At 70.1% G+C, this 26409-nt stretch carries 27 protein-coding genes; 13 read left to right on the forward strand and 14 right to left on the reverse strand.

The genetic code is table 11. The features are described from left to right. The first annotated feature begins 79 nt into the window (after window positions 1-79). Genes OHA61_RS12705 through OHA61_RS12715 form a run of 3 tightly spaced genes read left to right on the forward strand, consistent with a single transcriptional unit; the run spans window position 80 to window position 3151 of the window. Window positions 80-1387, forward strand: a complete 1308-nt coding sequence (locus OHA61_RS12705) for a magnesium transporter MgtE N-terminal domain-containing protein (protein ID WP_406303154.1) — start codon at window positions 80-82, stop codon at window positions 1385-1387. Next, window positions 1380-1973: a DUF1003 domain-containing protein gene (locus OHA61_RS12710; protein WP_406303155.1), complete on the forward strand. Its 594-nt coding sequence runs from the start codon at window positions 1380-1382 to the stop codon at window positions 1971-1973. The genes OHA61_RS12705 and OHA61_RS12710 overlap by 8 nt, the downstream gene beginning before the upstream one ends. Before the next feature lie 44 nt (window positions 1974-2017). Next, on the forward strand, window positions 2018-3151 hold the full coding sequence (locus OHA61_RS12715; protein WP_406303156.1) for an Mrp/NBP35 family ATP-binding protein: 1134 nt from the start codon (window positions 2018-2020) through the stop codon (window positions 3149-3151). Between the two features lie 56 nt (window positions 3152-3207). Here OHA61_RS12715 and OHA61_RS12720 read toward each other — a convergent pair whose 3' ends face one another. The 5 genes from OHA61_RS12720 to sigE form a co-directional block, all read right to left on the reverse strand. Then, entirely contained in the window at window positions 3208-3900 is a 693-nt protein-coding gene (locus OHA61_RS12720; RefSeq protein WP_324983485.1) for a hypothetical protein, read from the reverse strand. Between the two features lie 119 nt (window positions 3901-4019). Further along, a complete protein-coding gene (locus tag OHA61_RS12725) occupies window positions 4020-4466 on the reverse strand; it encodes a sec-independent translocase (protein ID WP_324983482.1) in 447 nt (148 codons plus the stop codon). A gap of 138 nt (window positions 4467-4604) precedes the next feature. Continuing rightward, window positions 4605-6257, reverse strand: a complete 1653-nt coding sequence (locus OHA61_RS12730) for a trypsin-like peptidase domain-containing protein (RefSeq protein ID WP_406303157.1) — start codon at window positions 6255-6257, stop codon at window positions 4605-4607. 92 nt (window positions 6258-6349) lie between these two features. Then, window positions 6350-7279: an anti-sigma factor family protein gene (locus tag OHA61_RS12735; RefSeq protein ID WP_406303158.1), complete on the reverse strand. Its 930-nt coding sequence runs from the start codon at window positions 7277-7279 to the stop codon at window positions 6350-6352. Continuing rightward, a complete protein-coding gene (gene sigE / locus OHA61_RS12740; RefSeq protein ID WP_266487131.1) occupies window positions 7276-8046 on the reverse strand; it encodes an RNA polymerase sigma factor SigE in 771 nt (256 codons plus the stop codon). Before sigE ends, OHA61_RS12735 begins: the two co-directional genes overlap by 4 nt. 131 nt (window positions 8047-8177) lie before the next feature. On the opposite strand from sigE, the gene OHA61_RS12745 reads away from it, so the two are divergent. Beyond that, a complete protein-coding gene (locus tag OHA61_RS12745) occupies window positions 8178-8855 on the forward strand; it encodes an O-methyltransferase (RefSeq protein ID WP_406307335.1) in 678 nt (225 codons plus the stop codon). A 115-nt stretch (window positions 8856-8970) separates the two neighbouring features. Here the strand turns inward: OHA61_RS12745 and OHA61_RS12750 are convergent, their stop codons facing one another. Beyond that, window positions 8971-9138, reverse strand: a complete 168-nt coding sequence (locus OHA61_RS12750; protein ID WP_003966491.1) for a DUF3117 domain-containing protein — start codon at window positions 9136-9138, stop codon at window positions 8971-8973. A gap of 323 nt (window positions 9139-9461) precedes the next feature. Here OHA61_RS12750 and OHA61_RS12755 point away from each other — a divergent pair, with 323 nt between their 5' ends. Continuing rightward, window positions 9462-10262, forward strand: coding sequence for an enoyl-CoA hydratase/isomerase family protein (locus tag OHA61_RS12755; protein ID WP_406303159.1), 801 nt, complete (start codon window positions 9462-9464; stop codon window positions 10260-10262). A gap of 12 nt (window positions 10263-10274) precedes the next feature. On the opposite strand, the gene OHA61_RS12760 is transcribed toward OHA61_RS12755, so the two are convergent. Together OHA61_RS12760 and OHA61_RS12765 are read right to left on the reverse strand one after the other, a co-directional pair. After that, on the reverse strand, window positions 10275-10871 hold the full coding sequence (locus tag OHA61_RS12760) for a DNA-3-methyladenine glycosylase I (RefSeq protein ID WP_406303160.1): 597 nt from the start codon (window positions 10869-10871) through the stop codon (window positions 10275-10277). Next, a complete protein-coding gene (locus OHA61_RS12765) occupies window positions 10868-11221 on the reverse strand; it encodes a DivIVA domain-containing protein (protein WP_361908950.1) in 354 nt (117 codons plus the stop codon). Before OHA61_RS12765 ends, OHA61_RS12760 begins: the two co-directional genes overlap by 4 nt. 101 nt (window positions 11222-11322) lie before the next feature. Between OHA61_RS12765 and folP the strand changes: the two genes are divergently transcribed. Beyond that, window positions 11323-12183 carry a dihydropteroate synthase gene (gene folP, locus OHA61_RS12770; RefSeq protein WP_406303161.1) on the forward strand — a complete coding sequence of 287 codons (861 nt, stop codon included), beginning with the start codon at window positions 11323-11325 and terminating at the stop codon, window positions 12181-12183. A gap of 206 nt (window positions 12184-12389) precedes the next feature. Here folP and OHA61_RS12775 read toward each other — a convergent pair whose 3' ends face one another. Next, on the reverse strand, window positions 12390-13148 hold the full coding sequence (locus OHA61_RS12775; RefSeq protein WP_266487127.1) for a TIGR00730 family Rossman fold protein: 759 nt from the start codon (window positions 13146-13148) through the stop codon (window positions 12390-12392). Between the two features lie 70 nt (window positions 13149-13218). Further along, window positions 13219-14307 carry a succinyl-diaminopimelate desuccinylase gene (gene dapE / locus OHA61_RS12780; protein ID WP_406303162.1) on the reverse strand — a complete coding sequence of 363 codons (1089 nt, stop codon included), beginning with the start codon at window positions 14305-14307 and terminating at the stop codon, window positions 13219-13221. A 39-nt stretch (window positions 14308-14346) separates the two neighbouring features. On the opposite strand from dapE, the gene OHA61_RS12785 reads away from it, so the two are divergent. Further along, window positions 14347-15303: a hypothetical protein gene (locus tag OHA61_RS12785; RefSeq protein ID WP_406303163.1), complete on the forward strand. Its 957-nt coding sequence runs from the start codon at window positions 14347-14349 to the stop codon at window positions 15301-15303. 278 nt (window positions 15304-15581) lie between these two features. Continuing rightward, entirely contained in the window at window positions 15582-16070 is a 489-nt protein-coding gene (locus tag OHA61_RS12790) for an ATP-binding protein (protein ID WP_406303164.1), read from the forward strand. Between the two features lie 68 nt (window positions 16071-16138). On the opposite strand, the gene OHA61_RS12795 is transcribed toward OHA61_RS12790, so the two are convergent. Both OHA61_RS12795 and fdxA read right to left on the reverse strand, forming a co-directional pair. Further along, window positions 16139-17233: a bifunctional succinyldiaminopimelate transaminase/glutamate-prephenate aminotransferase gene (locus OHA61_RS12795; protein ID WP_406303165.1), complete on the reverse strand. Its 1095-nt coding sequence runs from the start codon at window positions 17231-17233 to the stop codon at window positions 16139-16141. A 91-nt stretch (window positions 17234-17324) separates the two neighbouring features. After that, window positions 17325-17645 carry a ferredoxin gene (fdxA, locus tag OHA61_RS12800; protein WP_266487120.1) on the reverse strand — a complete coding sequence of 107 codons (321 nt, stop codon included), beginning with the start codon at window positions 17643-17645 and terminating at the stop codon, window positions 17325-17327. A 114-nt stretch (window positions 17646-17759) separates the two neighbouring features. On the opposite strand from fdxA, the gene OHA61_RS12805 reads away from it, so the two are divergent. The 5 genes from OHA61_RS12805 (at window position 17760) to OHA61_RS12825 (ending at window position 25293) form a co-directional block, all read left to right on the forward strand. Continuing rightward, a complete protein-coding gene (locus tag OHA61_RS12805) occupies window positions 17760-18755 on the forward strand; it encodes a GNAT family N-acetyltransferase (RefSeq protein WP_406303166.1) in 996 nt (331 codons plus the stop codon). Window positions 18756-18772: 17 nt separating this feature from the next. Next, window positions 18773-19636: a transglutaminase-like domain-containing protein gene (locus tag OHA61_RS12810; protein ID WP_406303167.1), complete on the forward strand. Its 864-nt coding sequence runs from the start codon at window positions 18773-18775 to the stop codon at window positions 19634-19636. Between the two features lie 111 nt (window positions 19637-19747). Then, the gene (locus OHA61_RS12815; RefSeq protein ID WP_406303168.1) at window positions 19748-24562 is read left to right on the forward strand and encodes an RHS repeat-associated core domain-containing protein; all 4815 of its coding nucleotides are present in this window, start codon (window positions 19748-19750) and stop codon (window positions 24560-24562) included. Between the two features lie 9 nt (window positions 24563-24571). Beyond that, window positions 24572-24943, forward strand: coding sequence for a DUF6193 family natural product biosynthesis protein (locus OHA61_RS12820; RefSeq protein WP_406303169.1), 372 nt, complete (start codon window positions 24572-24574; stop codon window positions 24941-24943). After that, window positions 24940-25293, forward strand: a complete 354-nt coding sequence (locus OHA61_RS12825) for a DUF6193 family natural product biosynthesis protein (RefSeq protein WP_406303170.1) — start codon at window positions 24940-24942, stop codon at window positions 25291-25293. The genes OHA61_RS12820 and OHA61_RS12825 overlap by 4 nt, the downstream gene beginning before the upstream one ends. Here OHA61_RS12825 and OHA61_RS12830 read toward each other — a convergent pair. Beyond that, on the reverse strand, window positions 25286-25510 hold the full coding sequence (locus tag OHA61_RS12830) for a DUF397 domain-containing protein (protein WP_406303171.1): 225 nt from the start codon (window positions 25508-25510) through the stop codon (window positions 25286-25288). The genes OHA61_RS12825 and OHA61_RS12830 overlap by 8 nt on opposite strands. Continuing rightward, entirely contained in the window at window positions 25497-26321 is an 825-nt protein-coding gene (locus OHA61_RS12835; RefSeq protein WP_406303172.1) for a Scr1 family TA system antitoxin-like transcriptional regulator, read from the reverse strand. Before OHA61_RS12835 ends, OHA61_RS12830 begins: the two co-directional genes overlap by 14 nt. Window positions 26322-26409: the final 88 nt, after the last annotated feature.

Consider the following 26409-nt stretch of genomic DNA (forward strand, 5'->3'; position numbering starts at 1 on the left):
CAGGGCGGCGCGGAACGGTACGGGCTAGCCTGAAGCCCTCAAACAGCGGTATTCACGGGCAAAGAAGGAGGTGCGGAGCATGGCAGCGGGCGCCCCTCGGATCTTTGTCTCCCACCTCGCCGGTGTGCCTGTGTTCGACCCCCACGGAGACCAGGTGGGACGCGTGCGCGACCTGGTCGCGATGCTGCGCGTGGGCAGCCGCCCGCCACGGCTGCTCGGCATGGTCGTCGAAGTGCTCAGCCGTCGCCGGATCTTCCTCCCCATGACCCGGGTCACCGGCGTGGAGTCGGGCCAGGTCATCACCACCGGCGTACTGAACATGCGCCGTTTCGAGCAGCGCCCCACCGAGCGGCTGGTGCTGGGCGAACTGCTGGACCGGCGCGTACGGATCGTGGAAACCGGCGAGGAGGTGGCCGTCCTCGACGTCTCGATCCAGCAGCTGCCCGCCCGCCGCGACTGGGAGATCGACAAGGTCTTCGTACGCAAGGGAAAGCCCGGGGCGCTGCGCCGCAAGGGCGAGACCCTGACCGTCGAGTGGTCGGCCGTGACCGGCTTCTCGCTGGAGGAGAACGGACAGGGCGCCGAGAGCCTGCTGGCGACCTTCGAGCAACTGCGCCCCGCCGACCTCGCCAACGTGCTGCACCACCTGTCCCCGAAGCGCCGTGCCGAGGTCGCGGCCGCGCTCGACGACGACCGGCTCGCGGACGTCATGGAGGAACTGCCCGACGACGACCAGGTGGAGATCCTCGGCAAGCTCAAGGAGGATCGGGCCGCGGACGTCCTGGAGGCGATGGACCCCGACGATGCGGCCGACCTGCTCTCGGAGCTTCCCGAGGAGGACAAGGAGCGGCTGCTTGCGCTGATGCGGCCGGACGATGCCGCCGATGTGCGGCGCCTGCTGTCGTACGAGGAGCGGACGGCGGGCGGTCTGATGACCACCGAGCCGATCGTGCTGCGGCCGGACGCGACGGTCGCGGACGCGCTGGCGCGCGTACGCCAGCAGGACCTCTCCCCCGCGCTCGCCGCGCAGGTGTACGTGTGCAGGCCGCCCGACGAGACGCCGACCGGCAAGTACCTGGGCACGGTGCATTTCCAGCGGCTGCTCAGGGACCCGCCGTTCACACTGGTCAGCTCGATCGTGGACAGCGATCTGCCACCGCTCGCGCCGGACACCCCGCTGCCCGAGGTGACCAGCTATCTGGCGGCGTACAACATGGTGGCGGCGCCCGTCGTCGACGAGGGGGGATCGCTGCTGGGGGCCGTGACCGTCGACGACGTACTCGATCACCTGCTGCCGGAGGACTGGCGGGAGACGGACTTCGAGGAGTCCGCCCACGAGGACACCGCCCGCGCCGAGTCCGCCCCCGAGGGGTCCGCACATGGGTAGCGGCAGCGAGCACGGAGCGGGCGAGCGCGGCGAGCACAGGGAGCGGACGCCCGCCGGGGCGAGTGCCCTGCCGCGTCACCGCGTACGGCTCGACCAGCCGCGCGCGCCGCGGCGCAGGCTGCTGCCGCAGTACGACCCCGAGGCCTTCGGCAGGTTCTCCGAGCGGTTCGCCCGATTCCTCGGGACGGGGCGGTTCATCGTCTGGATGACGGTGATCATCATCGTGTGGCTCCTCTGGAACGTCTTCGCGCCCAAGGGTCTGCGCTTCGACGAGTTCCCGTTCATCTTTCTGACGCTGATGCTGTCGCTTCAGGCGTCCTACGCGGCCCCGTTGATCCTGCTGGCGCAGAACCGGCAGGACGACCGGGACCGGGTCACCTACGAGCAGGACCGCAAGCAGGGCGAGCGCTCCATCGCGGACACGGAGTATCTGACGCGGGAGATCGCCGCGCTCCGGATGGGCCTCGGCGAAGTCGCGACCCGGGACTGGATCCGCTCCGAATTCCAGGATCTGATGAAGGAGATGGACGAGCGGCGGCTATTCCCGTACGAGCGCCGGGACCGGAGTGACGAAGGCGACCGCTGACAGGGCTTACCGCGGGTGGCACCCCGCGCCGTACCATCGTCCGTATGGCTACACAAGACGCGGTGCTTGAGGCACTGGCGACGGTGAACGACCCCGAGATCAACCGCCCGATCACCGACCTCGGCATGGTCAAATCCGTCGAGATCGGGGCGGACGGCGCGGTCGCCGTCACGGTGTATCTCACCGTCTCCGGCTGCCCGATGCGCGAGACGATCACCCAGAATGTGACCGACGCCGTCGCGCGCGTCGAGGGCGTCACGCGCGTCGACGTCACGCTGGATGTGATGGGCGACGAGCAGCGGCGCGAACTGGCGGCCTCGCTGCGCGGCGGCACCGCCGAGCGTGAGGTGCCGTTCGCCAAGCCGGGCTCGCTGACCAGGGTGTACGCGGTCGCCTCGGGCAAGGGCGGCGTCGGCAAGTCCTCCGTGACCGTGAACCTGGCGGCCGCCATGGCGGCCGACGGGCTGAAGGTCGGCGTCGTGGACGCGGACATCTACGGCCACAGCGTGCCGCGCATGCTCGGTGTGGACGGCCGTCCCACCCAGGTCGAGAACATGATCATGCCGCCGTCCGCGAACGGCGTGAAGGTCATCTCGATCGGGATGTTCACCCCTGGCAACGCCCCGGTGGTCTGGCGCGGCCCGATGCTGCACCGCGCGCTCCAGCAGTTCCTCGCGGATGTGTACTGGGGCGACCTGGACGTGCTGCTGCTCGACCTGCCGCCGGGCACCGGAGACATCGCGATCTCTGTGGCGCAGCTGGTGCCGAACGCCGAGATCCTGGTGGTCACGACCCCGCAGCAGGCCGCGGCCGAGGTGGCCGAGCGGGCCGGCTCGATCGCCGTACAGACCCACCAGAAGATCGTCGGCGTCGTCGAGAACATGTCGGGCATGCCGTGCCCGCACTGCGACGAGATCGTCGACGTCTTCGGCTCGGGCGGCGGCAGTCGGGTCGCCGAGGGGCTCACGAAGACGACCGGCGCGAATGTGCCGGTGCTGGGCTCGATCCCGATCGACGTCCGGCTGCGCGAGGGCGGCGACGAGGGCAAGCCGGTCGTCCTGACCGACCCGGACTCCCCGGCGGGCGCGGCGCTGCGGGCGATCGCGGACAAGCTGGGCGGCCGGGCGCGCGGGCTGTCGGGCATGTCGCTGGGTATCACACCGCGCAACAAGTTCTGAGGCGGTTCCGGGGGTCCGGGGGTCCGGGGACAGTGTCCCCCGACCCCCGGCTCCGGTCAGGCGTACGCGCCCAGGTCCTTGACCACGGAAAAGGCCAGCCCGTACGCGCTCATCCCCCGCCCGTACGCGCCGATGTGGACGCCCGCCCGCGTCGATCCCGCCAGCACCCAGCCGAACTCCGACTCGCGGTAGTGGAAGGACGTCGGCACACCGTCCACCGGCAGCGAGAGCACCGACCAGGCCGGTCCGTGCAGATCGTCGGCCAGCTCGAACGCGGTCTCCGTCTGCTGGTCCAGCCAGTCGTCGCGCAACGAGTGGTCCATCTGGGCGGGCCAGGTGTAGGCCAGCAGTCCTGAGCCGGCCAGCCAGGCCGCCGAGGAGACCGAGGTGGCGTCCAGGACACCCGTGCCGTCACCGCTGCCGCGCACCGGGCTCGCCACGACGGTGATGACCGCCGCGAACCGCTCCCTCTCCGCGCCGCCGGCCTCCGACCGTATCGACGGCTCGGTGCCATGGCCGATCGCGCCGTGCTGGACCGTACCGTCCGCCGCGGCGCCGACCTGCATCAGCCAGCGCGGACCGGTGAAGGCCTCGTCGAGGCCGTACCAGGGGAAGGACGCCCGCAGGTATCCGTCGACCGCGCGCCGGGCCGGCGTCCCCGCGGGTGCCGCCGCGAGCGGGCGCTGCCCGCCGGGGGCAGGGGAATCGCTGACCGTGCCTTGCGCCGCCAGCCGACTTGTCGTCTCCATCTACCCGGCCGCCTCCTCTGTGTCCGAGGCCCGGAGCGGACCCGCCCCCCTCGGGCGTCCTCACTGCCGGACAGATGGAGAATAGCCACCCTGTCCCGGCTCGCAGGGATTGACGGTACTCAGGTGGCGTCTGCGTCGAAGGGCGGGCGCTCGTCCTGATCGAGCTTTTCGCGCTTCTTGAGCAGGTCGGGAGTGCCGGGCGAGCCGTTGACGGCGGCAGGGACCGAGGTGCTGGATTCGTTGCTGTTCACCGCGTCCGCGACCTCGTTCATCTCCTTCTTGAGGTCGAAGCTGCTGCGGAGGTCCTTCAGTTCCTTCAGGTCCTCGTTCTCGTTCAGCTGCTTGCGGATGAACGCCTTCGGGTTGAGGTCCTCGAACTCGAAGTCCTTGAACTCCGGCCCCAGTTCGCTGCGGATGTCCTGCTTCGCACTCTCGGAGAACTCGCGGATCTTCCGGATGAAGCGGGTGACGTCCTGGATGACTTTCGGCAGCTTGTCCGGGCCGAAGATGAGCACGGCGAGCACCACGAGCGCCACCAGCTCCAGTGCGCCTATGTCATTGAACACCCTGCTGCTCCTCGTGTTCTGTGCGGCCCGCAGGTCGGATGGGGTCCGGGCCCGATCCACGGTACCCGCCCGAACTGTCCGCGCGGTACCTTCCCGCGGCCCGCGCCAGGGCCTGTGCCCCGGGCGTTTCGCTGTACGTCATGTGCCGGACGCGGAGCCGAGTGTGAGCGTCAGCGTCCGTTCACGCCCGCCCCGGACCAGGGTCAGTTCGAGCCGGTCGCCGGGGCGGTGGGAGCGGATCTTGACTATCAGTTCCTCGCCGCTGTGGACGCGCTGGCCGTCGACCTTGGTGATGACGTCGCCGGGCTTGATACCGGCCTTGGCGCTGGGACCCTTGGGGGTGACGGACGGGGTGCCGTCCTTGCCCTTCTCGCCGACCCGCGCGCCGTCGCCGGTGTACTTCATGTCCAGGCTGACGCCGATCACCGGATGGGTTGCCTTGCCGGTGTTGATCAGTTCTTCGGCGACGCGCTTGCCCTGGTTGATGGGGATGGCGAAGCCGAGTCCGATGGAGCCCGCCTGGCCGCCCTCGGGGCCCGAGCCGGTGTCGGCGGCGCGGATGGCGCTGTTGATACCGATGACACGGGCTTTGGTGTCCACCAGCGGTCCGCCCGAATTGCCGGGGTTTATCGGGGCGTCGGTCTGGAGCGCGTCGACATAGCTGACATCGCTGCCGTCGCCCTTCTCGCCGCCCGCCGTGATGGGGCGCTCCTTGGCGCTGATGATCCCCGAGGTCACGGTGTTCTGGAGGTCGAAGGGGGCGCCGATGGCCACGACCGGGTCGCCGACCTGGACGCTGTCGGAGTTGCCGAGGGGCAGCGGCTTGAGGTGGGAGACACCGGTGACCTTGACGACTGCGAGGTCGTAGCCGCTGTCCTTGCCGACGAGGGTCGCCTTGGCGGTCTCGCCGCCGCTGAACGTGACGGAGATCTCCCCGGCGGAGCCTGCCGGGTCCACGACATGGTTGTTGGTCAGGATGTGGCCCTGCTGGTCGAGTACGAAGCCGGTGCCGGTGCCCTGTTCGCCGCTGCCGCTGACATGGAGGGTGACGACGCTCGGCAGCGCACTGGCGGCGATGCTCGCGATGCTGTCGGGTGCGCGATGGCCGTTGTCCTTGGACGCCTGCGGGAGTTCGATGTCGGTGATGCCGCCGTTGCGTTCGATGTACGCGCCGATGCCGCCGCCGATACCGCCGGCGACCAGCGCCAGCAGGACGGCTCCGACGAGCAGCGATCCACGGCGCTTCTTCTTGGCGGGCTCGCCGACGTGGGTCAGCGGCCCGCCGGGGGTGCTCCACGGGTCGTACTGCAGCCACAGCGAGGGCCCCGGCTGAGCGGGGACCAGGGGCTGGTGGTGCGCATGCGGCTGGGGCTGGGGGGCGTATCCGCCGCCCGACGCCGGTGCCGGGGCGTTCGGTGCGCCGTACTGCGGCGGAATGGGCGTGCCGTGTGCCGGGGTCGGCACCGGCCGCTGTACGGGCGGTGCCGGCGCCCACGGGCCCGGACCGCCGTACGGCGGGGTGCTGTACTCGTCGGGCTCGTGCAGCGGTTTGGGCCTGGACGGCGGGGCAGTGGCCGACGCAGAAGTGTCCGACGCAGAAGTCGGCGACGGAGAAGTGGGCGGAAGCTCCGCTGTGACCTCGGTGTCCGGTACCTCCTCGGGCGCGGTCACCAGAGCAGGTTCGGGAATCGTCACCGGCTCCTGAACCTGCGCCTCGGGGTGGTTCGCACGTCCCGCGCTGGGCCGGCTCCACCACTTCGCCTTGGGTCCGGTGGGCTTCCCGTCGTCCATGCTCTCCCCGCAAACTGCCGGCCACTGCGCACCCCTGTGGGGCACCCCTCAGAGGATTCAACCAGGTTTGCGAATCTCCGCGCAGGTCGCCGTCACTGGCGGGGTGAGCGGGGCTCAGCAGGATGTGCCGGAGCAGCGATATGTGAGGGAACGGGTGTGGCCGAGGGGGTGAGCCCGGGCGCGGTGGCGAGCTGGATCGCCGAGCCCGTGGGACGTATCAGCGGGGGCCCGGAGAACGAGGTGTCCGTCAGCATCGGTGCGGAGAAGGGGTGGTTCGGCGGCGCGGCCGGGGCCGGCAGGCTGGGCTGCGCGGCGACGGCCGGCCGACTGTCGGGTCTGCCAAGGCCGTTGCCGCCGCCGCTGCGGCGGCGCTCGGCCTCCGTGGTCCTGATACCGGTCACCCCGGAACCCGAACCGGTGGACGTACGCAGTGGCGTGACGTTGTTCCCCGAGCCCTCGCCTCGGGGGCCTGCCTGGAGTGGAGCGTCCAGCGGCACGGCCCCGCCGAGGGCGATCGCCGCGAACGAGACGGCGCTCGCGGCCGCGAAAGCGAACCTGCGTCCGCGCCAGGGCGAGCGCTCCGCTTCCGAACGCCCCACGTCATGGATCCGGAAGCCGCCGGACCTGCCGGGAAGCACGGAGGCGTGCGGGCCCTCGGGGACGTACCCGAAGGTCTGGGTGCGGGGGTCGCGGGCTTGTCCCGACGAGGGGTTCAGCGCTCCGAAAACGGAGTCGGCGATCCGCCCCCCGTCGAAAGGACCCCCCCGGTCGTCGTCACCTCCGGGGCCGGCGGGCAGCCCTTGGAGCCGCGCGAGCAGCCCCTCGGAGGGCGGCGGCGGCGCGGTGTGCGCGAAGACGTTCTTCAGTCGGCGCTGGGCATCGGCCTCGGCCTTGCACTTGGGACAGGTCGCGAGATGGGCCAGCACCCGGTCCCGTACGTCATGTTTCAGCTCACCGTCGACAAGCGCGGCAAGCCGGTCCCCCAGGTGCTGCTCCGCGGGGGTGGGACTTGAGCCAGTCACGCCGGTCCGCCCTCCCCTGCCAGGCTCACCGCGGCCGTCAGCGTGCGCTGCTGCTCCGCACGGGCCTCCGGGGAACGGTGCTGCAGGGCCTTGCGTAGATGTGACCGGCCGCGGTGGATGCGGCTGCGGACGGTACCGAGCTTGACGCCGAGGGTCGCCGCGATCTCCTCGTAGCTCAGCCCCTCGATGTCACAAAGGACCACGGCGGCGCGGAATTCCGGGGCGAGGGTGTCCAGCGCCTGCTGCACATCGGCGTCGAAGTGGGTGTCGTTGAAGACCTGCTGCGGGGACGGCTCACGGCTGGGCAGCCGCTCGGCCGCGTCGTCGCCGAGCGCGTCGAAGCGGATGCGCTGCTTGCGGCGGACCATGTCCAGGAACAGGTTCGTGGTGATCCGGTGCAGCCAGCCCTCGAAGGTGCCGGGGGTGTACGTCGACAAGGAGCGGAAGACGCGGACGAAGACTTCCTGAGTGAGGTCCTCGGCGTCGTGCTGGTTGCCCGTCAGTCGGTAAGCGAGGCGGTAGACCCGGCCGCTGTGCGTGCTGACGATCTCCTCCCAGGAGGGAGGGGTCCACGCCTGCGATTCCGCATCCGATGCGAACGTCGCGGTTGGTGCGGAGTCGTGGGTGCGGGACTGGTCAGCAATGTCGGTCACGGATCTCGGCTCACCCGACGACCTGAGAAAGCGCCTCAGCACTCCTCTCCGATCCGCAGGTGCAGCCGCACCTCCCCTGTCGGCTCTGGTGGTGTCCAGCGGAGCCCCTACCATAGCCACCTCGCCCGTTAGCTCCGGATAAGAATCTTTACGCGAATTTGGGTGCTGCTTCCGGTCTTGATCCATGCGCTTACCCCCGTCCTTCATAACGCCTGGTCCCATCTGCGGGTTCCCGGGCGCAGCGGATACAGTCAGCGTCGCGCCAACTACGGGGACAGGAGAGGGTCATTACCGCAAACCGGCAGACGAGCTGGGCGTTCGCCGACGCCTTTGTCGCCGAGGACGACGCGCTGCGCTGGGCCCGTGACCGGTCCCGGGAGTCAGGGCTCCCCTCGGTGTCACCAGGCACGGGTGCCGCGCTGCGACTGCTGACTGCCACGGCTGACGCGAAAGCGGTGGCCGAAATCGGTACGGGGACGGGTGTCTCCGGGATCTATCTGCTGCAGGGCATGCGGCCCGACGGCGTGCTGACCACGGTGGACCCCGAGCCGGACCGTCAGCAGTTCGCCAAGCAGGCGTTCCGCGCGGCGGGCTTCGCGGGGAACCGGGCCCGGTTCATCCCGGGCCGGGCGCTGGACGTCCTTCCGCGCCTGGCCGACGGCGGGTACGACCTCGTGTTCTGCGACGGCGACCGGATGGAGTCGCTGGACTATCTCGCTGAATCGTTGCGCCTGCTGCGACCTGGCGGTCTGGTCTGCTTCGAGGGCGTCTTCTCGGAGGGCCGCACGGTCGACTCCGCGGCCCAGCCGGCGGAGGTGCTGCGCGTACGGGAACTGCTGCGGGCGGTCCGCGAGAGCCAGGAGCTGCTGTCGTCCCTGCTCCCGGTGGGCGACGGTCTCCTCTGCGCGGTCCGGCGCGGCTGACGCCCCGCCGGGGCGCCCCGCCGGAGCTGCGCCCCCGAAAACCGCATGGTCCCGGAAAACAGCATTGCCCCGGCACGTCAGTGCCGGGGCAATGAAAAGTGTGGGCGCTTCCGCGTCAGCCGACGACCTTCTTCAGGGCGTCGCCGAGGGCATCGGCTTCGTCCGGAGTCAGCTCGACAACAAGCCGACCGCCGCCTTCGAGCGGAACGCGCATGACGATGCCCCGCCCCTCCTTGGTCACCTCGAGCGGGCCGTCGCCCGTCCGCGGCTTCATGGCCGCCATGCTCGTTCCCCTTCCTGAAACCAGCTCATCGCAGCCGACAACCCAGGTGTCACCGGCATCGAACACATTGCTTCCAGGTCATTATCCCGCATGGCGGGACCCGATGACCAACATCGGTCGGCATCGCTTGCGCAACGCGCTCTCTCAAAACCACTCAATTCGGCGATCCGCCTGCGATACTTCGCCGCCGCGCACCGGACCGGGCCCGAAGATTGTTTGACGCAGGTCACATGTTCGGTCCCGGCGATCTCCGCCATGCTGGGCCTGAACACTCACCGAAGATGCCTGAACAACGCCGTTTGAGCCGCAAAGGGGACCCTGCCATGGCCGACTCCGTGCTGTACGAGGTGAGCGACGGACTCGCGACGATCACGATCAACCGGCCCGAGGCCATGAACGCGATGAACACCGAGGCCAAAGTCGCCCTCCGGGACGCGGCCCAGGAAGCCGCCGCGGACCCCGCCGTACGGGCGGTACTGCTCACCGCGGCCGGGCGCGCCTTCTGTGTGGGCCAGGACCTCAAGGAGCACATCGGGACCCTCGCCGCCGCCCGCGAAGCGGGCAGCGGCGAGGTCATGACCACCGTGCGCGAGCACTACAACCCCATCGTGCGGGCCCTGACCGAGATGCCGAAGCCGGTCGTGGCCGGGGTCAACGGCGTCGCCGCGGGCGCGGGTCTCGGTTTCGCACTCGCCGCGGACTACCGGGTCGTCGCCGACACCGCCAAATTCACGACATCCTTCGCGGGTGTCGCACTGACCGCGGACTCCGGGGTGTCCTGGACGCTGCCCCGGCTGATCGGCCAGAGCCGCGCCGCCGACCTGCTGCTCTTCCCGCGGTCGTTCTCCGCGCGCGAGGCGTACGAGTGGGGCATCGCGAACAAGCTGGTCCCCGCCGACGACCTGGCCGCGGAGGCTGCCGCCGTGGCCCGTGCCCTCGCCGAGGGGCCGACCGTGGCGTACGCGGCGCTCAAGGAGTCCCTGGCCTACGGCGCGGGTCACACGCTCGGCGAGACCCTGGAGAAGGAGGACGAGCTCCAGACGCGGGCGGGCGCCTCGGAGGACCACGCGATCGCGGTCCAGGCGTTCATCGGCAAGGAGAAGCCGAAGTACCTCGGCCGTTAGCAGGCCAGGAGCCTAGGACGCCGGGGAGGCGGCTCCACGGGCGACGCAGTCGCTCAGATGGTCGTCGACGAGGCCGCACGCCTGCATCAGGGCATACGCTGTGGTCGGCCCGATGAAGCGCAGACCGCGTTTCTTCAGGGCCTTCGCCAGCGCCGTGGACTCGTCGGTGACCGCGGGCACGTCGGCGATCGTGCGCGGAGCCGGCCGCTTCGCCGCATCCGGGGCGTACGACCAGATCAGCGTGTCCAGCTCGTCGGCCGGCCAGTCGGCGAGCACACGCGCGTTGGCGAGGGTCGCCTCGACCTTGGCGCGGTTGCGGATGATCCCGGGGTCGGCGAGCAGTCGCTCCTTGTCGGCGTCGGTGAACGCCGCCACGGATGCGATCTTGAAGTCGTCGAAGGCGGTACGGAAGCTGTCCCGGCGGCGCAGAATGGTGATCCAGGACAGGCCCGACTGGAACGCCTCCAGGCAGAGCCGTTCGAACAGCGCGTCGTCGCCGTGGACCGGGCGGCCCCACTCCTCGTCGTGGTACGTGACGTACTCGTCGGCGGACAGGCCCCAGGGGCAGCGCAGCTTCCCGTCGGGCCCGGGGACGGCGCCGCCCGTCACTGCTCGGGCTCCTCGCCGGGCTTGGTGAACAGGTCGCGCCTGCCCCCCGCGGTGGCCTGCGCACCGGCCAGCGCGGACTCCAATTCGGCGATGCGCGCGTCCCGCTCGGCGAGCTCCGCGCCGAGGCGGCCCAGCACATCGTCCACATCGGCCATCCGGTAGCCACGGGGGGCGACCGGCAGCCGCAGCGCGTCGACGTCGGCCCGGCCGACGGGGCGGGAGACCGGCAGCGGATCCACGAGCTGCTCGGGCGCCACCTCCGGCAGAGCCGCACTGTCGCCGCCGCCGACCACGGCGAGTGTGACCGCGGCGACGACCACGACCATCGCGATCAGCAAGAACAAGAACACGAGCGACCCTCTCCCCGGAGCGGAAACTGTCCGGTGCTGATCGTGCCACGACCCTCTGACAGTTAGGGTCGCAGGCGGACGACCTGAGGAGGAAACCGCTGATGCTGCGGCTGGGACGGCGCGAATTCGACGCGCACGAGCCGGTGATCATGGCGATCGTGAACCGTACGCCTGACTCCTTCTACGACCAGGGCGCGACGTTCCGCGACGAGCCCGCGCTCGCCCGCGTCGAGCAGGCCGTGGCAGAGGGCGCCGCCATCATCGACATCGGTGGCGTGAAGGCCGGCCCCGGCGAGGAGGTCACCGCCGAGGAGGAAGCCCGGCGGACGGTCGGCTTCGTGGCCGAGGTCCGCAGGCGGCACCCGGACGTCGTGATCAGCGTCGACACCTGGCGGCACGAAGTGGGCGAGGCGGTCTGCGAGGCCGGCGCGGATCTGCTCAACGACGCGTGGGGCGGCGTCGACCCGAAGCTGGCGGAGGTGGCCGCGCGGTATGGCGTCGGCCTGGTGTGCACCCACGCGGGCGGCGCGGAACCGCGGACGCGGCCGCACCGGATCGCGTACGACGACGTGGTCGCGGACATTCTGCGGGTGACGCTGTCGCTGGCCGAGCGGGCGGTAGGGCTGGGGGTACGCCGGGACGGGATCATGATCGATCCGGGGCACGACTTCGGGAAGAACACACGCCATTCGCTGGAGGCGACACGGCGGCTCGGGGAGCTCGTCGAAACGGGATGGCCGGTGCTGGTCTCGCTCTCGAACAAGGACTTCGTCGGCGAGACGCTCGACAAGCCGGTGAAGGAGCGCGTGATCGGGACGCTGGCGACGACGGCGGTGTCGGCGTGGCTGGGGGCGCAGGTCTACCGGGTGCACGAGGTGGCGGAGACGCGGCAGGTGCTGGACATGGTGTCGACGATCGCGGGGCGCAGGGGGCCGGCGGTGGCGAGGCGGGGGCTGGCGTAAGGGGGGCGATGCGGGTGCGGTACCGGGTGCGGTGGTGCGGGTGCGGGGCGCCTGCGGCGGGCCTGTTCCCCACCCCGCCCCTTCCCGAACCGGGGGCAAGCCCCCAGACCCCCGTATGCGACCTTCGGCCGCATGTCCTCAAACGCCGGACGGGCTGAATTTCCGCCGGCGATTGAGGCGCGGGGGTCCGGGGGCAGCGCCCCCGCCTACCGGCCCGTCTCCTTCGTCACCATCGAGACCGCCTCCTCCACGTCGTCCGTCACATGGAACAGCAGCAGATCGTGCTCCGACGCCTTCCCCTGCGCCACCACCGTGTTCCGCAGCCAGTCCACCAGGCCGCTCCAGTACTCCGTACCGAACAGCACGATCGGGAAGCGCGTGACCTTCCGCGTCTGGACCAGGGTGAGCGCCTCGAACAGTTCGTCCAGCGTGCCGAGGCCGCCCGGCAGGACCACGAAGCCCTGCGCGTACTTCACGAACATCGTCTTGCGGACGAAGAAGTAGCGGAAGTTCACGCCGATGTCGACGTGCTGGTTGAGCCCCTGCTCGAAGGGGAGCTCGATGCCCAGGCCTACCGAGATGCCCTCCGCCTCCCGCGCGCCCTTGTTCGCCGCCTCCATCGCGCCCGGGCCGCCGCCCGTGATCACCGCGAAGCCGGCGTCGACGAGGGCCTTGCCGATGCGGACACCCGTCTCGTACTCGGGGGTTCCCGGCGCCGTGCGGGCCGAGCCGAAGACGCTGATCGCGCTGGGCAGTTCGGCGAGCGCGCCGAAGCCCTCAACGAACTCCGACTGGATGCGCATGACCCGCCAGGGGTCGGTGTGCACCCACTCGGAGTCGCCCTCGGTGTCCAGCAGCCGCTGATCGGTGGTGCCGGGCTGGACCTGCTGCCTGCGGCGCAGCACCGGTCCCAGTCGCTGTTCCGCCAGCGCCCGCAAACCCTCGGGTCCCTCGGGGTTGCCCATGACCTGCTCCCTCCGCCGAACATCAATGCTTCGGCCCAGGGTAGGTCGGCGAACGTTACGACATGTGAAATCAGGGCTGTCGGGCAGTGAGCCAGTCGCGGAGCCGGGTCTCGCAGTGCGTGATCTTCTCCACGGCGACGTGCTCGTCCCGCTTGTGGGCGAAGAGCGCGTCGCCCGGTCCGTAGTTGACCGCGGGCACCCCCAGCCCGCTGAAGCGTGAGACGTCCGTCCAGCCGAACTTGGGCTGCGCGCTGCCGCCGACGGCCTCCATGAACGCGGCCGCGGCCGGGTGCGAGAGCCCCGGCAGCGCTCCGCCCGAGTGGTCATCCACCACGAACTCCTCGACGCCGCAGTCCGCGAAGACCTCGTGGACATGCGCCAGGGCCTGTTCCTCGGTGAGGTCGGGTGCGTAGCGGTAGTTGACGACGACGGTGCACTGGTCGGGGATGACGTTGCTGGCGACGCCGCCCTCGATCCCTACGGCGTTGAGCCCCTCCCGGTACTCGAGGCCGTCGATCACCGGCCGCCTCGGCTTGTACGCGGCGAGGCGGGCCAGGATCGGGGCCGCGGCGTGAATGGCATTGGACCCCATCCAGCTGCGCGCGGAGTGTGCCCGCTCCCCCGTCGTACGGAGAAAGACCCGCAGCGTGCCCTGGCAGCCGCCCTCGACCTGGGCGTCGGAGGGCTCCAGGAGGACCGCGAAGTCACCCTCCAGCCAGTCGGGGTGGGCTTCGGCCACATGACCCAGACCGTTGAGGTGTGCGGCGACCTCTTCGTTGTCGTAGAAGACGAAGGTGAGATCGCGGTTGGGCTCGGGGACGGTCGCGGCGATGCGCAGCTGGAGCGCGACGCCCGACTTCATGTCGCTCGTGCCGCAGCCCCAGAGCACGCCGTTCTCGTCCAGCCGGGAGGGCACGTTGTCCGCGATCGGGACGGTGTCGATGTGCCCGGCGAGGATGACCCGCTCGCTGTGCCCGAGGTAGGTGCGGGCGACGACGTTGTTCCCGTGCCGGTCGACGGTGAGGTGCGGCAGGTCGCGCAATGCCTCTTCGATGGCGTCGGCCAGGGGCTTCTCGGTGCCGCTGACCGACGGGAAGTCGACGAGGGCGGCGGTGAGCGCCGGGGCATCAAGAGTGAGGTCAAGCACGGTGTCGGGCATGGCTCCGACCTTAACGCGGGCTCCAGTACGGTGGGCACCGTGTCCGAGACCGCCTCCCCAGTCCGGCGCGGCCGCCTCCTGCGTATCGCGGCCGCGTTCGCCGTGCTGCTGGCACTGATCGGTTACGTCGTCGTGCAGTACGTCACCGGCGGGGGCGCTGCGCGCTGCACGGTCCGGACCCACGGCGAGGACGGCGGCCCCAGGTACGAACTCAGCGCCGAGCAGGCCGCGAACGCCGCGACGATCTCCGCGGTCGGCACCACCCGCGGCATGCCGGAGCGTGCGGTCACCATCGCGCTCGCGACGGCTCTCCAGGAGTCGGGGCTGCGCAACCTCGGGCACGGCGACCGGGACTCGCTCGGCCTCTTCCAGCAGCGCCCGTCGAAGGGGTGGGGCACGGCCGCCCAGATCCTCGACCCCGTCTACTCCGCCGGGAAGTTCTACGAGCATCTCGCCGAGGTCCCCGGCTATTCGCGGCTCCCGCTGACGGTCGCCGCACAGCGCGTCCAGCGCAGTGGTTTCCCACAGGCGTACGCGAAGCACGAGCCCGATGCGACGCTGCTGGCCGCGGCCCTGACCGGTCGCGCGGGCGGGGCTCTGACCTGCGAGTCGCGCCAGGACCACACGGCGGGCGACACGGCGGGCGACCCGGGGAAGGTCCGGGCCGAGCTGGTGCGGGCGTTCGGTCCCGAGGTGCTGCCGAAGGCACGGGCCTCCGGCCGGACGGGAGCGCCCGGCCCGCGCGAGGTGTCCGTACCGGTGCCGTCGACGGCCGGGACGTACGGCGGCGGGGCCACCCAGCGGGGCTGGGAGCTGGCGCACTGGGCGGTGGCGCGGGCGGACGGGCTGCGCATCGCGGAGGTCTCGTACCGGGGCCGGGTGTGGAGCGCGCGGAATTCCGACAAGGGCTGGCATTCCGCCGGCAAGAACGCGCCGTCGGAGGGGTCCACGGCGGATTCCGGTGCCACCGACGTACGAATTCGCCTCGCACGCTGATCCGGGCACTCCCCCGAACGAGGCACTCCACTCATCTCGGGACGAGAAGCACTCGCGGCTGTTCGGCCCAGGAGCGACCGATCCTCCAATTCCCTTGCAAGGAACGGGAAGTGACGGTTCGGCAGGCGGTTGCGCAATGGAATGTTTGCCCGTCTTTATCCGAAGCCGATAATGCGACGCATTGCAAACTCTTTACCTCGGGGCACCGCAACTTCTCCCGCCCTTCCGGCGGTTGTCACTGCGTCCGAACCACAGTCCTTCTCGTCTCTAGGAGCATCATGTCCCTCCCCCTGACCCGTCGGATCGCCCGTGCCGCGCTGATCGTCGCGGCGGGAGCAGCCCCCGTGGTCGGTGCGGCCGGCTCCGCAGGCGCCGTGGAACTTCCGCAGGCTCCGGTGGGCGGCCTGACCGCGCTCGACACGGACGAACTCGGCGACACGGTCGACGGTGCGTCGCACAAGGCCACCGACCTGGCGGGCAAGACCGGCGGCAACGCGGTCAAGAAGGCCGTTCCGACCGCGGGCAAGGCCGTCGACAAGGCCGGCAAGACCGTCGGAACGGCCGGCAAGTCGGCGCCCGGCACCGCCCAGGAGATGGCCGGTGACACCGCGGGCAGCGCCGGCGAGGTCGTGGGCGGCACCGCCGGCACCGCGACGCAGTCGCTCGGCGGTCTCCCCGTCGGCAGCGGCCTGCCCGGCGGAGGCGACCTCCCCGTCGGCGGCGGTCTGCCCACCGAGCAGCTGCCCTTGGGGTCCCCGCTCGGCTAGTCCGTACACACCGAAGGGGCCCAGGGAGTCTGTACTCCCGGGGCCCCTTCGCACGTGCTCGGCCCGACTCAGCCCAGGCGCTTGACCGCGGCCTCGACGCGCTCGTCGGTCGCCGTGAAGGCCACCCGTACGAAATGCTCACCTGCAGTCCCGTAGAAGTCGCCCGGCGCCACCAGAATGCCGCGCTCCGCCAGGTGTGCCACCGTGTCCCAGCACGGCTCGTCGCGCGTCGCCCACAGATAGAGGCTGGCCTCGCTGTGCTCGATCCGGAAGCCGTGCGCCTCCAGTGCGGTGCGCAGAGCGGTACGCCGGGCCGCGTACCGCGCCCTCTGCTCGCCGACATGGACGTCGTCGCCGAGCGCCACGACCGTGGCGGCCTGCACCGGCGCGGGCGTCATCATGCCGCCGTGCTTGCGGATCTGCAGCAGCTCGCCCAGCACGCTCTCGTCACCGGCGATGAAGGCCGCGCGATAGCCGGCCAGGTTGGAGCGCTTGGAGAGCGAGTGGACGGCGACGACACCCTCGTACGTACCGCCGCAGACATCAGGGTGCAGCACCGAGACCGGCTCCGCCTCCCAGCCCAGCTCCAGATAGCACTCGTCGCTGAAGACCAGCACGCCGTGCTCGCGGGCCCAGGCGACGATACGGGTCAGCTCGTCCTTGGCCAGCACGCGGCCGGTCGGGTTGGAGGGCGAGTTGAGCCAGAGCAGCTTGAGTCCGGCCGGGTCGAGCTCGGTCGGGTCGTCGTAGACGACGGCCTCCGCGCGGGCCAGCCGCGCGCCGACCTCGTACGTCGGATACGCGAGCCGGGGGTGGGCGATCCTGTCGCCCGGGCCCAGACCCAGCTGGGTCGGCAGCCAGGCCACCAGCTCCTTGGAGCCGACGACGGGCAGGACATTCGCGTGCGCGACGTCGACCGCGCCGAGGCGCCGCTCGACCCAGCCGGTCAGCGCGTTCCGCAGCTCGACCGTGCCCCACACCGTCGGATAGCCGGGCGAGTCGGCGGCCGCGACCAGGGCCTTTTGGATCAGGTACGGGACGGGGTCGACCGGAGTGCCGACGGAGAGGTCCACGATGCCGTCGGGGTGGGCGGCAGCCGTCGCCTTGTACGGCTCGAGCTTGTCCCAGGGGAAGACGGGAAGGCGCGAAGAGACTGCGGACACGGGCTTCTCTTTCTGTCTTTCCGGGTTGAACGCTTCGGTCCCGTACGGACGACGAAGCCGTACGGGACCGGGGGAGCACCCGCCGCGTGTCCTACTGGTTCTGCGGCGGAAGTGCGGCGATGAAGGGGTGGTCGCGCTCGATCAGGCCGAGCTTGGAAGCACCACCGGGCGAACCGAGATCGTCGAAGAACTCGACGTTCGCCTTGTAGTAGTCCTTCCACTCCTCGGGGGTGTCGTCCTCGTAGAAGATCGCCTCGACCGGGCAGACCGGCTCACAAGCACCACAGTCGACGCATTCGTCCGGGTGGATGTACAAGGACCGGGAGCCCTCGTAGATGCAGTCGACGGGGCACTCCTCGATGCACGCCTTGTCCTTGACGTCGACACAAGGCTGCGCGATGACGTAGGTCACGCTGTCGTTCCTCCTCGGTAGGGCTGGCATTGCGCGGGAGCGCGGCGTCGTCGATGCCCGCCCCTAGTATCTCCGTTCTTGGGGACGATCCGAACAGGAGGGGCGCGCAGACCTGTGGAATTCACCGGCGGCGGACGGCTCGAGGTCCGTATTACACCTGCTGACGTGGGCAAACGTGTATCAGTCCGGCGCCTGACCGATGCTGACAGCGAGCTGACGAAGTTCACCGACACGGTCGGCGTTCTCACATCCTGGAAGCATGGTGTGCTGCTGATCACACGACGGACCGGAGAGAGCGTCCGTATCGCGGAATCGTCCCTGGTCGCGGGCAAGGTCGTCCCTGCCGCGCCGGCTCGTCGGCGGGGTCCGGCGGCGGACTTCGAGGAGCTCGCGCGGGTCACGGCGCGCGCCTGGCAGCCGGTGGAGAGCGAGCAGCTGGGCGAGTGGGAGCTGCGGGCGTCGTCCGGCTTCACCCGGCGGGCCAACTCGGTGCTGCCGCTCGGCGACCCGGGGCTGCCTCTCGGCGAGGCGCTGGCGCAGGTGCGTGCCTGGTACGAGCACCGGGGACTGCCGTCTTACATACAGACCGCGACCGGCGCGGCGGGCTCCCAGGAGGAGCTCTGCGCGCAGCTGGAGGCGCGCGGCTGGCTGCGCGAGGTGTCGGCGGAGGTGCGGATCGGGGGCCTGGCGCCCATCGGCGACCTGGACGCGGACGTCGAGCGGGTGCGGCTCGCGCGCTCCGTCGACGAGGCGTGGCTGCGGCGCTACCAGCGGTTCGGTGTGCCCGGGCCACATGTGCTTCACGTCCTGGAAAGCGGCCCTTCCGTGTGGTTCGCAACCGTACCCGGCGAAGGTGAGGTACCTGCGGCCATCGGGCGGTGTGTGGTCGACGGACGCTGGGCGGGCTTCATGGCTGTGGAGGTGGACCCCGCGTACCGGCGTCAGGGCCTGGCCACCAAGGTGATGACCGCGCTCGCGCGGCGCGCGCTGGAGGAGGGCGCGTCGGCCGCGTGGCTGCAGGTGGAGACCGACAACGACGCGGCTCGTGCGCTGTACGAGGGGATGGGCTTCGCGACCCATCACCGCTATCACCACTTCCGGCCCGCGTAGGCGGGTACGAAACGCGTATGCACGACGAATCCCCCGACATGCCCGCCGAACGGTCCGCCGACCGGCGGCAGCAGTTCGCCGAGGAAGCCCGCTCCGAGCGACCCGACCTCGCGGCGCTGTGCCTGCTGGTGGGCGCGGTGGCGGACCCGGCCGTCGACGACCCCGCCCTGGACGCGGCCCAGATCGAACTGGACCGGCTGGCCGGACTGCTCCCCTTCGGTCTCTCCACTCCCCGCGCCTGGGCGGCGGCGCTGGCCGATCTCCTCGGCGGACGGCTCGGCTTCAGGGGCTCACCCGGCGACTACCAGCGCCTGGAGTCCTCCCTCCTGCACGAGGTCCTGCGGCGCCGCCGGGGCCTGCCCATCCTGCTGTCGGTGGTCTGGATCGAGGTCGCCCGCCGTGCCGGGGCGCCGGTGTACGGGGTCGCCCTGCCCGGCCACTTCGTGGTCGGCTTCGGCGACCCGGCCGCTACGGACGAGCAGGTCCTCGTGGACCCGTTCGCGGGCGGCCGGTCACTGACGGGTTCGGACGCGGAACTGCTGGTCGCGGGCGCGACGGGTGCGCCGCTCGACCCGTCGATGCTGACGGCGGCGGATCCGCTGGACGTGGTGCTGCGCATCCTCAACAACATCCGCGCCTGGGCGGCGACCCGCCCGGAACGCTCGGACGTCGCCCTGTGGGCGGTCGACCTGTCCCTGCTGCTGCCCTCGCATCCGGCACGGCTGCGCTACGAGCGGGCGCAACTGCTCGTCCAGCGTGGGGAGTTCCTCACCGGCGCGGCGGAACTGGACGCGTACGCGGACCTGGTGGCGGCGGTGGACCGGGCCGCGGCGGACACGATCAAGGGGCGGGCACGGGCGGCGCGGGCGATGCTGAACTGAGTCCCGGTGGCCGCACGGCGTGAAGTCACCTTGATCGTTTCCACGCCCCCATGAGACGGTATTCGCACATGCATTCTGCGAACGGCGTCTCATACGGGGGGACTTCGAGCCGTGGCTGTCACCGTGCCGGACTGGGCGGACACTCTGCTGGACCTCATCGGCGTCTCCTGGCCGAACGTCGATGAGGACGCGTACCGGGACATGGCGGACTCCTTGCGGGAGTTCGCCGAGGACCTCGAGGACGACGGCCAGCTGGCCAACAATCACGTACAGCGCCTGCTCTCGTCGGGGCACGGCGAGGCCCTCGACGCGCTGAACGAGCACTGGGGCAAGGTCAAGGACAAGCACATCAAGGACATCGCCTCGGCGGCGCGCACGATCGCCGGGGCGCTGGACACCGCCGCCGGGGCGATCGAAGTCATGAAGGGCGCGGCGCTGGTCCAGCTCGGCTATCTGGCCACCGAGGCCGGTATCGCCCTGTCCCTGATTCCGGTCACGGGTGGCCTGTCCGCGCTCATAGGCGCCGGGGCCATGCGCGCGACTCAGGAAGTCGTCAAGCGCCTGATCAAGGAGTGCTTGGAGGAGGCGGTCGGCTATGTCGTCGCCGCGATGACCGAACCGGCCGTCGCCGCGCTCGAGAACCTCGCCGCCGACCTTGTCGTCCAACTCGGCGCCACCGCCCTGGGCTTGCAGGACGGCGTCGACCTCGACCAGGCCAAGCAGGCGGGCAAGGACGGCTTCAAGGAAGGCGTGCAGGGCTCGAAGGAGGCCATGCACCTGGCCTCCGCGGGCGGCTCGGGCGGTGGCGGCGGCAAGGGCCCGGGCAAGGGTTTCCACATCGAGCACGGCGAACACGACCACGCCTCCACCCAGCTCAACGGCGTCAGCGTCAACATCCACGGCAAGACCGCCGGCAAACTCACCAAGGCCAAGTCCCACCACGGCCGCACCCGAGGCCGCGACAGCATCGCCGAGGCCATCGACCCGGTCGCGGACAAGGCGATGGACGCCCTGGAGAAGGCCGTCAAGACGATGGGCGACCACGTCGGCGAGCGCCTTCCCAAGGCGGTCAAGCAGATCTCCAAGGACCACAAGAACAACGACGCCGATATTCGCGCCCGTCTCGCGAAAGAGCGCAAGGGCGACCGCCCTGGCGACAGGAAGAGGGGCCAGAGCGACGGCCCCTCGTCGCGCAAGAAGCCGGACTCGCTGCGCAAGGCCAAGGACGAGACGCGCCGGAACGGCGTCTCGCTCGAGAAGAAAAAGTGCGAGAACGACCCGATCGACGTCGCGACGGGCGAGATGACGCTCCCGCAGACAGACCTGTCTCTGCCGGGAGTCCTCCCCCTCGTCCTGCGCCGCACCCATCTGTCGGAATACCGCTACGGCCAGTGGTTCGGCCGAAGCTGGGCATCCACCGTCGACGAGCGCATCGAACTCGACCAACAGGGCGTCGGCGCGATCTGGGCACGCGAGGACGGTTCGCTCCTCGTCTACCCCGAACTCCCTCGTCCCGACGGCGAACCCGTCCTCCCCGTGGAGGGCCCGCGCCTGCCTCTCGTCCACGGCGGACAGCACGACGACGAGACCACCTACTCGATCACCGACCCGCGCTCCGGCCTCACCCGCTCATTCACCGGCAGCCCGTACCGCACGTCAGCCGCGTACTGGCTCACCGGCCTCAGCGACCGCAACGGCAACCGCATCACGTTCTCCCGCCGCCCCGACGGCTCCCCCGCCGCCGTCACCCACGACGGCGGCTACACCGTCCAGCTGACAGCCGAGGACCAGCGCGTCACCGCTCTCTCCCTGCGCACACCGGACGGCCCGGTCACCGTCATGCGCTACGGCTACGACGACCTGGGCAACCTCACCGAGGTCATCAACTCCTCAGACCTGCCGCAGCGCTTCACCTACGACACCGACGCTCGCATCACTTCGTGGACCGACCGCAACGACTCCACGTTCCGGTATGTGTACGACGCCGGGGGCCGCGTCGTCCGTACGGTCGGTCCGGACGGCTACCTCTCCTCGACGTTCGCGTACGACGTCCACGCGGAGACCGGCGACCGAATCACCCGCTACACGGACTCGACGGGCGCGACGAAGGTCTACCACCTCAACGCCCACCTCCAGGTCGTGGCAGAGACGGATCCCCTGGGCAACACGGTCCGCCAGGCATGGGACCGGTACGACCGCCTGCTCTCCCGCACCGACGCGCTCGGCCGGACCACCACGTACACCTACGACGACCGGGGCAATCTCACCGGCGTCGCGCACCCGGACGGCACGTCGGCAACGGTTGAGTACAACGAGCTGAACCAGCTCACGTCCGTAACCGGCCCGGACGGCTCCGTGTCGCGTCAGGACTACGACGAGCGCGGCAATCCGACCGTCTTCACCCGCCCCAACGGGACGACGACCCGGCTCTCGCACGACACGAGGGGCCACCTCACCGGAGTCGACGACTCCCTGGGTGCCCTGGACCGGCTCTCCTGCGATGCGGCGGGTCTTCCGCTCGCGATCCGAGGTCAGCTCGGCGCTGTCACGCGTTACAAGCGTGACGCGTTCGGCCGCGCGGCCCGCATCACCGATCCGCAGGGCCGCGTCACCGAGTTGGAGTGGACGGTCGAGGGCAAGCTCGCGCGCCGGACCGATCCGGACGGGTCACAGCAGTCCTGGACGTACGACGGCGAAGGCAACTGCCTCGTCCACACGGACGCGATGGGCGGCGAGACCCGCTTCGAGTACACCCACTTCGACCTGGTGGCAGCCCGCACTACACCGGACGGGGCACGCCACGAGTTCGCTCACGACACCGAACTGCGCGTCTCACGCGTCACCAATCCCCAGGGTCTCACCTGGAGTTACGAATACGACCACGCAAGCCGCCTGTCGTCCGAGACAGACTTCGACGGCCGCACCCTCACGTACACGCACGACGCACTCGGCCGTTTGGCGAGCCGGAGCAACGGTCTCGGACAGACGGTCCGGTATGAGCGCGACACGGCCGGACGCGTGGTCCTCAAGGATGCCGAGGGCGCGGTCACGCGCTTCACGTACGACGGCGGTCGGCTGGCCCGCGCGATCGGCCCGGACGCCGAGCTGTTGTACGTGCGCGACGAACCCGGCCGGATCCTGCGGGAGATCTGCAACGGCCGGGAACTGACCCATGTCTACGACGAGGCCGGTCGTCGGACGCAGCGCACCACCCCTACGGGGGCGGTCAGCTCATGGACCTACCCGGAGGACCGACGCGCCCAACTGGACGCGTCGGGGCATCAGGTGGTCTTCGAGTTCGACGAGGCGGGCCGGGAGACCACTCGGCGCATCGGCGAGACGCTGACGATCGACCACGCCTACGACGCCGTGGGACGCCTCACTGACCAGCTGGTACGGGGCGCCGACGACCTGACCGTCCAGCGCCGCACGTACACCTATCGCCCCGACGGCCACCTCACCTCGGTCGACGACCACCTCGGCGGCCGGCGGCAGCTCGAACTGACCCGGGAGGGCCGGGTCACGGGCGTCACCGCCGAGAACTGGAGCGAGCGCTACGCGTACGACGAAGCCGGCAATCAGACGGAGGCGTCCTGGCCCAAGGGGGACACCGCCGGGGGCCGGCGCGAGTACGCCGGCACCCGCATCACCCGCGCGGGCAGGGTCCGCTACGAACACGATGCGCAGGGCCGGGTGGTGCTGCGCCAGAAGGCACGCCTCTCCCGCAAACCGGACACCTGGCACTACGGCTGGGACGCGGAGGACCGCCTGGTATCGGTCACCACCCCGGACGGCACGCGCTGGCGGTACCTGTACGACCCGCTGGGCCGCCGTATCGCGAAGCAGCGCCTGTCACGGGACGGGCTGTCGGTCACCGAGGAGGTGACCTTCACCTGGGACGGCGACACCCTTGTCGAGCAGACGACCCACACCCCCGGCTCCCCGGAGACCGTCGCCCTGACCTGGGACCACGACGGCGTGAAGCCGGTCACCCAGGTCGAGCGCAGGCTCCTCGACCAGGCCGAGGTCGACCGCCGCTTCTTCGCAATCGTCACGGACCTGATCGGTACCCCGCGCGAACTCGTCGACGAGCAGGGCGAGGTGGCCTGGCACACCCGCGCCACCCTGTGGGGCACGACGACCTGGAACCGCGGGGCGACGGCGTATACGCCGCTGCGCTTCCCGGGCCAGTACTTCGACCCCGAGTCGCAGCTCCACTACAACCGGCACCGGCACTACGACCCGGAGTCCGGGCGCTATGTGTCCCCGGACCCGCTGGGGTTGGTGCCGGCGCCGAACGCGGTGGCGTACGTGGACAACCCGACGAGGTGGATCGACCCGCTGGGGTTGGCGGGGTGCCCGCACAGATCGAGTGGAGAGCACAAGCACAGCGTGGTGCTGGGCCTGAACCAGGATCCGACCGACGCGTCGGACACGCTGGCCAGGCACTTGCGTGAGCGCCCCGACGATCCGGACCTGGGAGCGCACACCTACAACGGGCCGGACTACGGCGGCATCGAAGGTGGCGCGCCCGTGTGGATGACGAACGTCATGGCCGCGGTGGGCGACCGTAACACCACCTTGTCGATCACTCTGGACGGTATGCCGAACAGCGACGGCGTCAGAGGAAACTGGAACACGCCAGAAAGCATCGTGGCCGCGTTCCAGCAGGCAGTCCAGGACGGCGAGGGGTACAGCACCAAGGAAGGGAACCGTCCGCTCGGTGCCGGGACAGCCTGGGAGATGAACGTCGTCGCCCGCAATGTGCGCATGCACGAAGGCGGCATCGCACACGGCGACTCGGAGGACGAGCTTCTCGGAAGGTCGTGGGAGTCGATCCACTGGTACTCGAACAACGAGCGAATTGACGTGCCCAGACCTGACATCCCGGAACTCGATCCCCCGCCCAAGCCCAAGAGAAGGTGAACCCACCACATGACGAATGACGAGACCTCCCGGGACGCCGCGGACATCGTGTCCGCCAAGTGGCAGACGGTCCTGGCGTACGCCGACCACAAGATCAATCCCGCGACGACCCGCGCGGCGTACGCGCAGCCGCGGCTGCGGGAGCTGTTCCCCGTAGTCAGCCATGGCGTGCTGTACCTCAACCGATGCACCGGGTTCCCTGCGCCCGCGGACGTGCCCGTGGTGTACCGCCTGTCCGGCGGCGGTTTCCAGGTCGTTCGCGAGTCCGACGGAGTCAACCTGGGCGAGCCGACCACCCTGGAGGAGGCATTCGCACTGGTGGTGGCGAACCTTCCTGAAGGCTGCGGACCGGCCATCATCGGCACGGCGGACGACCTGTGAGCTCGGCCTCAGACATGGTGGCCGCGGGATGGCTGAGCATCCTGGCGTACGACGACGAACTGATCGACTCCCGGGCGGTCCGTGCCGCGTACGCACAGCCCCGACTGCGGGAGCTGTTCCCCAGCGTTAGTCACGGCACCTTGTACCTCAGCCGGTGCACCGGCTATCCGGGTTCCTTTGTGCCCGTTGTGTATCGCCTGGTCGGAGGCGGCTTCAAGGTGAGGGCCCGATCCATAGGCAGCCTCGGCGAGGTCGACACCGTCGAAGAGGCGTACGCGCTCGTCGTTGCAAACCTCCCGGAAGGCTGCGGGCCGGCCATCATCGGCACGGCGGACGACGTGCCTAGTTGAGGTCGCTGTTCTGGACGGCGGCGGCAAACGTGGTCCAGGCAGCGCTGCCAAAGACAACTACTGGGCCCTTGGGGTTCTTGCTGTCGCGGACGGGGATGTGGGTGGGGTGGGCGTCGTTCACTTCGAGGCAGCTGCCCTCACTCGCGCCGCTGTAGCTGGACTTGCGCCACAGCGGCGGCACCGAAGCATCCCGGATGACGTGCTCACTGTGATTCACGCTCGTACTCCTCTGCAACGGACCTGATAAGGGCCAGCGACTCACGGTGCGACAGCGCGTCGCCCAGAGCGAGATCGTAGGCAGCCATGCCCTGTTGCACCACCGATGGAAGGTCCCAGACCTTGCCCGTATTCCAGCCCTCCACGTACACAACCGGCGGCAGGTCCTCGAACCACATCAGCGAGACCATGCTCTCCATCAGGGCGTGGGCACCCGCTCCGAATGGCAGTACGTGAACACGGACACGGCGTCGCTCGCCCAACTCCACGATATGCCACAACTGTTCAGCCATGGTGTTCGGACCACCGACGCGGCGCCGGAACACCGCCTCGTCCAGCAGCGCCCACACCACGGGTGACCTTGGGTTCTCAAGGATGTGGGCGCGGCCCAGGCGCGTGACGAGCGCCTTGTCACACTCCTCATCCGTCTTCAGCGGGAAGCCCGACTGGAACACCGCGCGCGCATAGCCCTCGGTCTGCAGGATCCCCGGCACGAGGGCAGCCGCGTACTCTCGAATCAACGACGCCTGCTGCTCCATCTCCTTCGCGGCCTCGAAGTGTTCGGCCACCCTCCGGCCGTCCAGCGTCGGCAGAAACCGTTCGAAGATCCCACCCGTCCCCAGCACCTGATCAAGCCGCCGCGCGTCGTCCGCCGACGGTCTGCGCCTGCCCGCCTCGATGTGCGCGATGTGGGTGCGGGTCATGATCGCCCGCTGGCTCAGCTCCTCCTGGGTGAGCCCGGCCGCTTCGCGCCGGGAGCGCAGCTCCTCGCCGTACCTCTCGCGCGACTGCGGGTTGTCCTCGATCGCCATGCCCAACTCCCCCGCGTGCGTTGTCCGGTGTCACGTGCGAACCCCTACCGAGCGTAGCCATCGCGACCTCATTCTGTGAGCAGTTCCG

The sequence above is a fragment of the Streptomyces sp. NBC_00885 genome, assembly GCF_045207475.1.
Lineage (GTDB): Bacteria > Actinomycetota > Actinomycetes > Streptomycetales > Streptomycetaceae > Streptomyces.

What these genes read in the sequence shown, in the direction of transcription:
- OHA61_RS12705 (WP_406303154.1), top strand. Translation starts at nt 80, where the DNA reads ATGGCAGCGGGCGCCCCTCGGATCTTTGTCTCCCACCTCGCCGGTGTG.
- OHA61_RS12710 (WP_406303155.1), top strand. Translation starts at nt 1,380, where the DNA reads ATGGGTAGCGGCAGCGAGCACGGAGCGGGCGAGCGCGGCGAGCACAGG.
- OHA61_RS12715 (WP_406303156.1), top strand. Translation starts at nt 2,018, where the DNA reads ATGGCTACACAAGACGCGGTGCTTGAGGCACTGGCGACGGTGAACGAC.
- OHA61_RS12720 (WP_324983485.1), bottom strand. Translation starts at nt 3,900, where the DNA reads ATGGAGACGACAAGTCGGCTGGCGGCGCAAGGCACGGTCAGCGATTCC.
- OHA61_RS12730 (WP_406303157.1), bottom strand. Translation starts at nt 6,257, where the DNA reads ATGGACGACGGGAAGCCCACCGGACCCAAGGCGAAGTGGTGGAGCCGG.
- sigE (WP_266487131.1), bottom strand. Translation starts at nt 8,046, where the DNA reads ATGGTAGGGGCTCCGCTGGACACCACCAGAGCCGACAGGGGAGGTGCG.
- OHA61_RS12750 (WP_003966491.1), bottom strand. Translation starts at nt 9,138, where the DNA reads ATGGCGGCCATGAAGCCGCGGACGGGCGACGGCCCGCTCGAGGTGACC.
- OHA61_RS12755 (WP_406303159.1), top strand. Translation starts at nt 9,462, where the DNA reads ATGGCCGACTCCGTGCTGTACGAGGTGAGCGACGGACTCGCGACGATC.
- folP (WP_406303161.1), top strand. Translation starts at nt 11,323, where the DNA reads ATGCTGCGGCTGGGACGGCGCGAATTCGACGCGCACGAGCCGGTGATC.
- OHA61_RS12775 (WP_266487127.1), bottom strand. Translation starts at nt 13,148, where the DNA reads ATGGGCAACCCCGAGGGACCCGAGGGTTTGCGGGCGCTGGCGGAACAG.
- dapE (WP_406303162.1), bottom strand. Translation starts at nt 14,307, where the DNA reads ATGCCCGACACCGTGCTTGACCTCACTCTTGATGCCCCGGCGCTCACC.
- OHA61_RS12790 (WP_406303164.1), top strand. Translation starts at nt 15,582, where the DNA reads ATGTCCCTCCCCCTGACCCGTCGGATCGCCCGTGCCGCGCTGATCGTC.
- OHA61_RS12810 (WP_406303167.1), top strand. Translation starts at nt 18,773, where the DNA reads ATGCACGACGAATCCCCCGACATGCCCGCCGAACGGTCCGCCGACCGG.
- OHA61_RS12820 (WP_406303169.1), top strand. Translation starts at nt 24,572, where the DNA reads ATGACGAATGACGAGACCTCCCGGGACGCCGCGGACATCGTGTCCGCC.
- OHA61_RS12835 (WP_406303172.1), bottom strand. Translation starts at nt 26,321, where the DNA reads ATGGCGATCGAGGACAACCCGCAGTCGCGCGAGAGGTACGGCGAGGAG.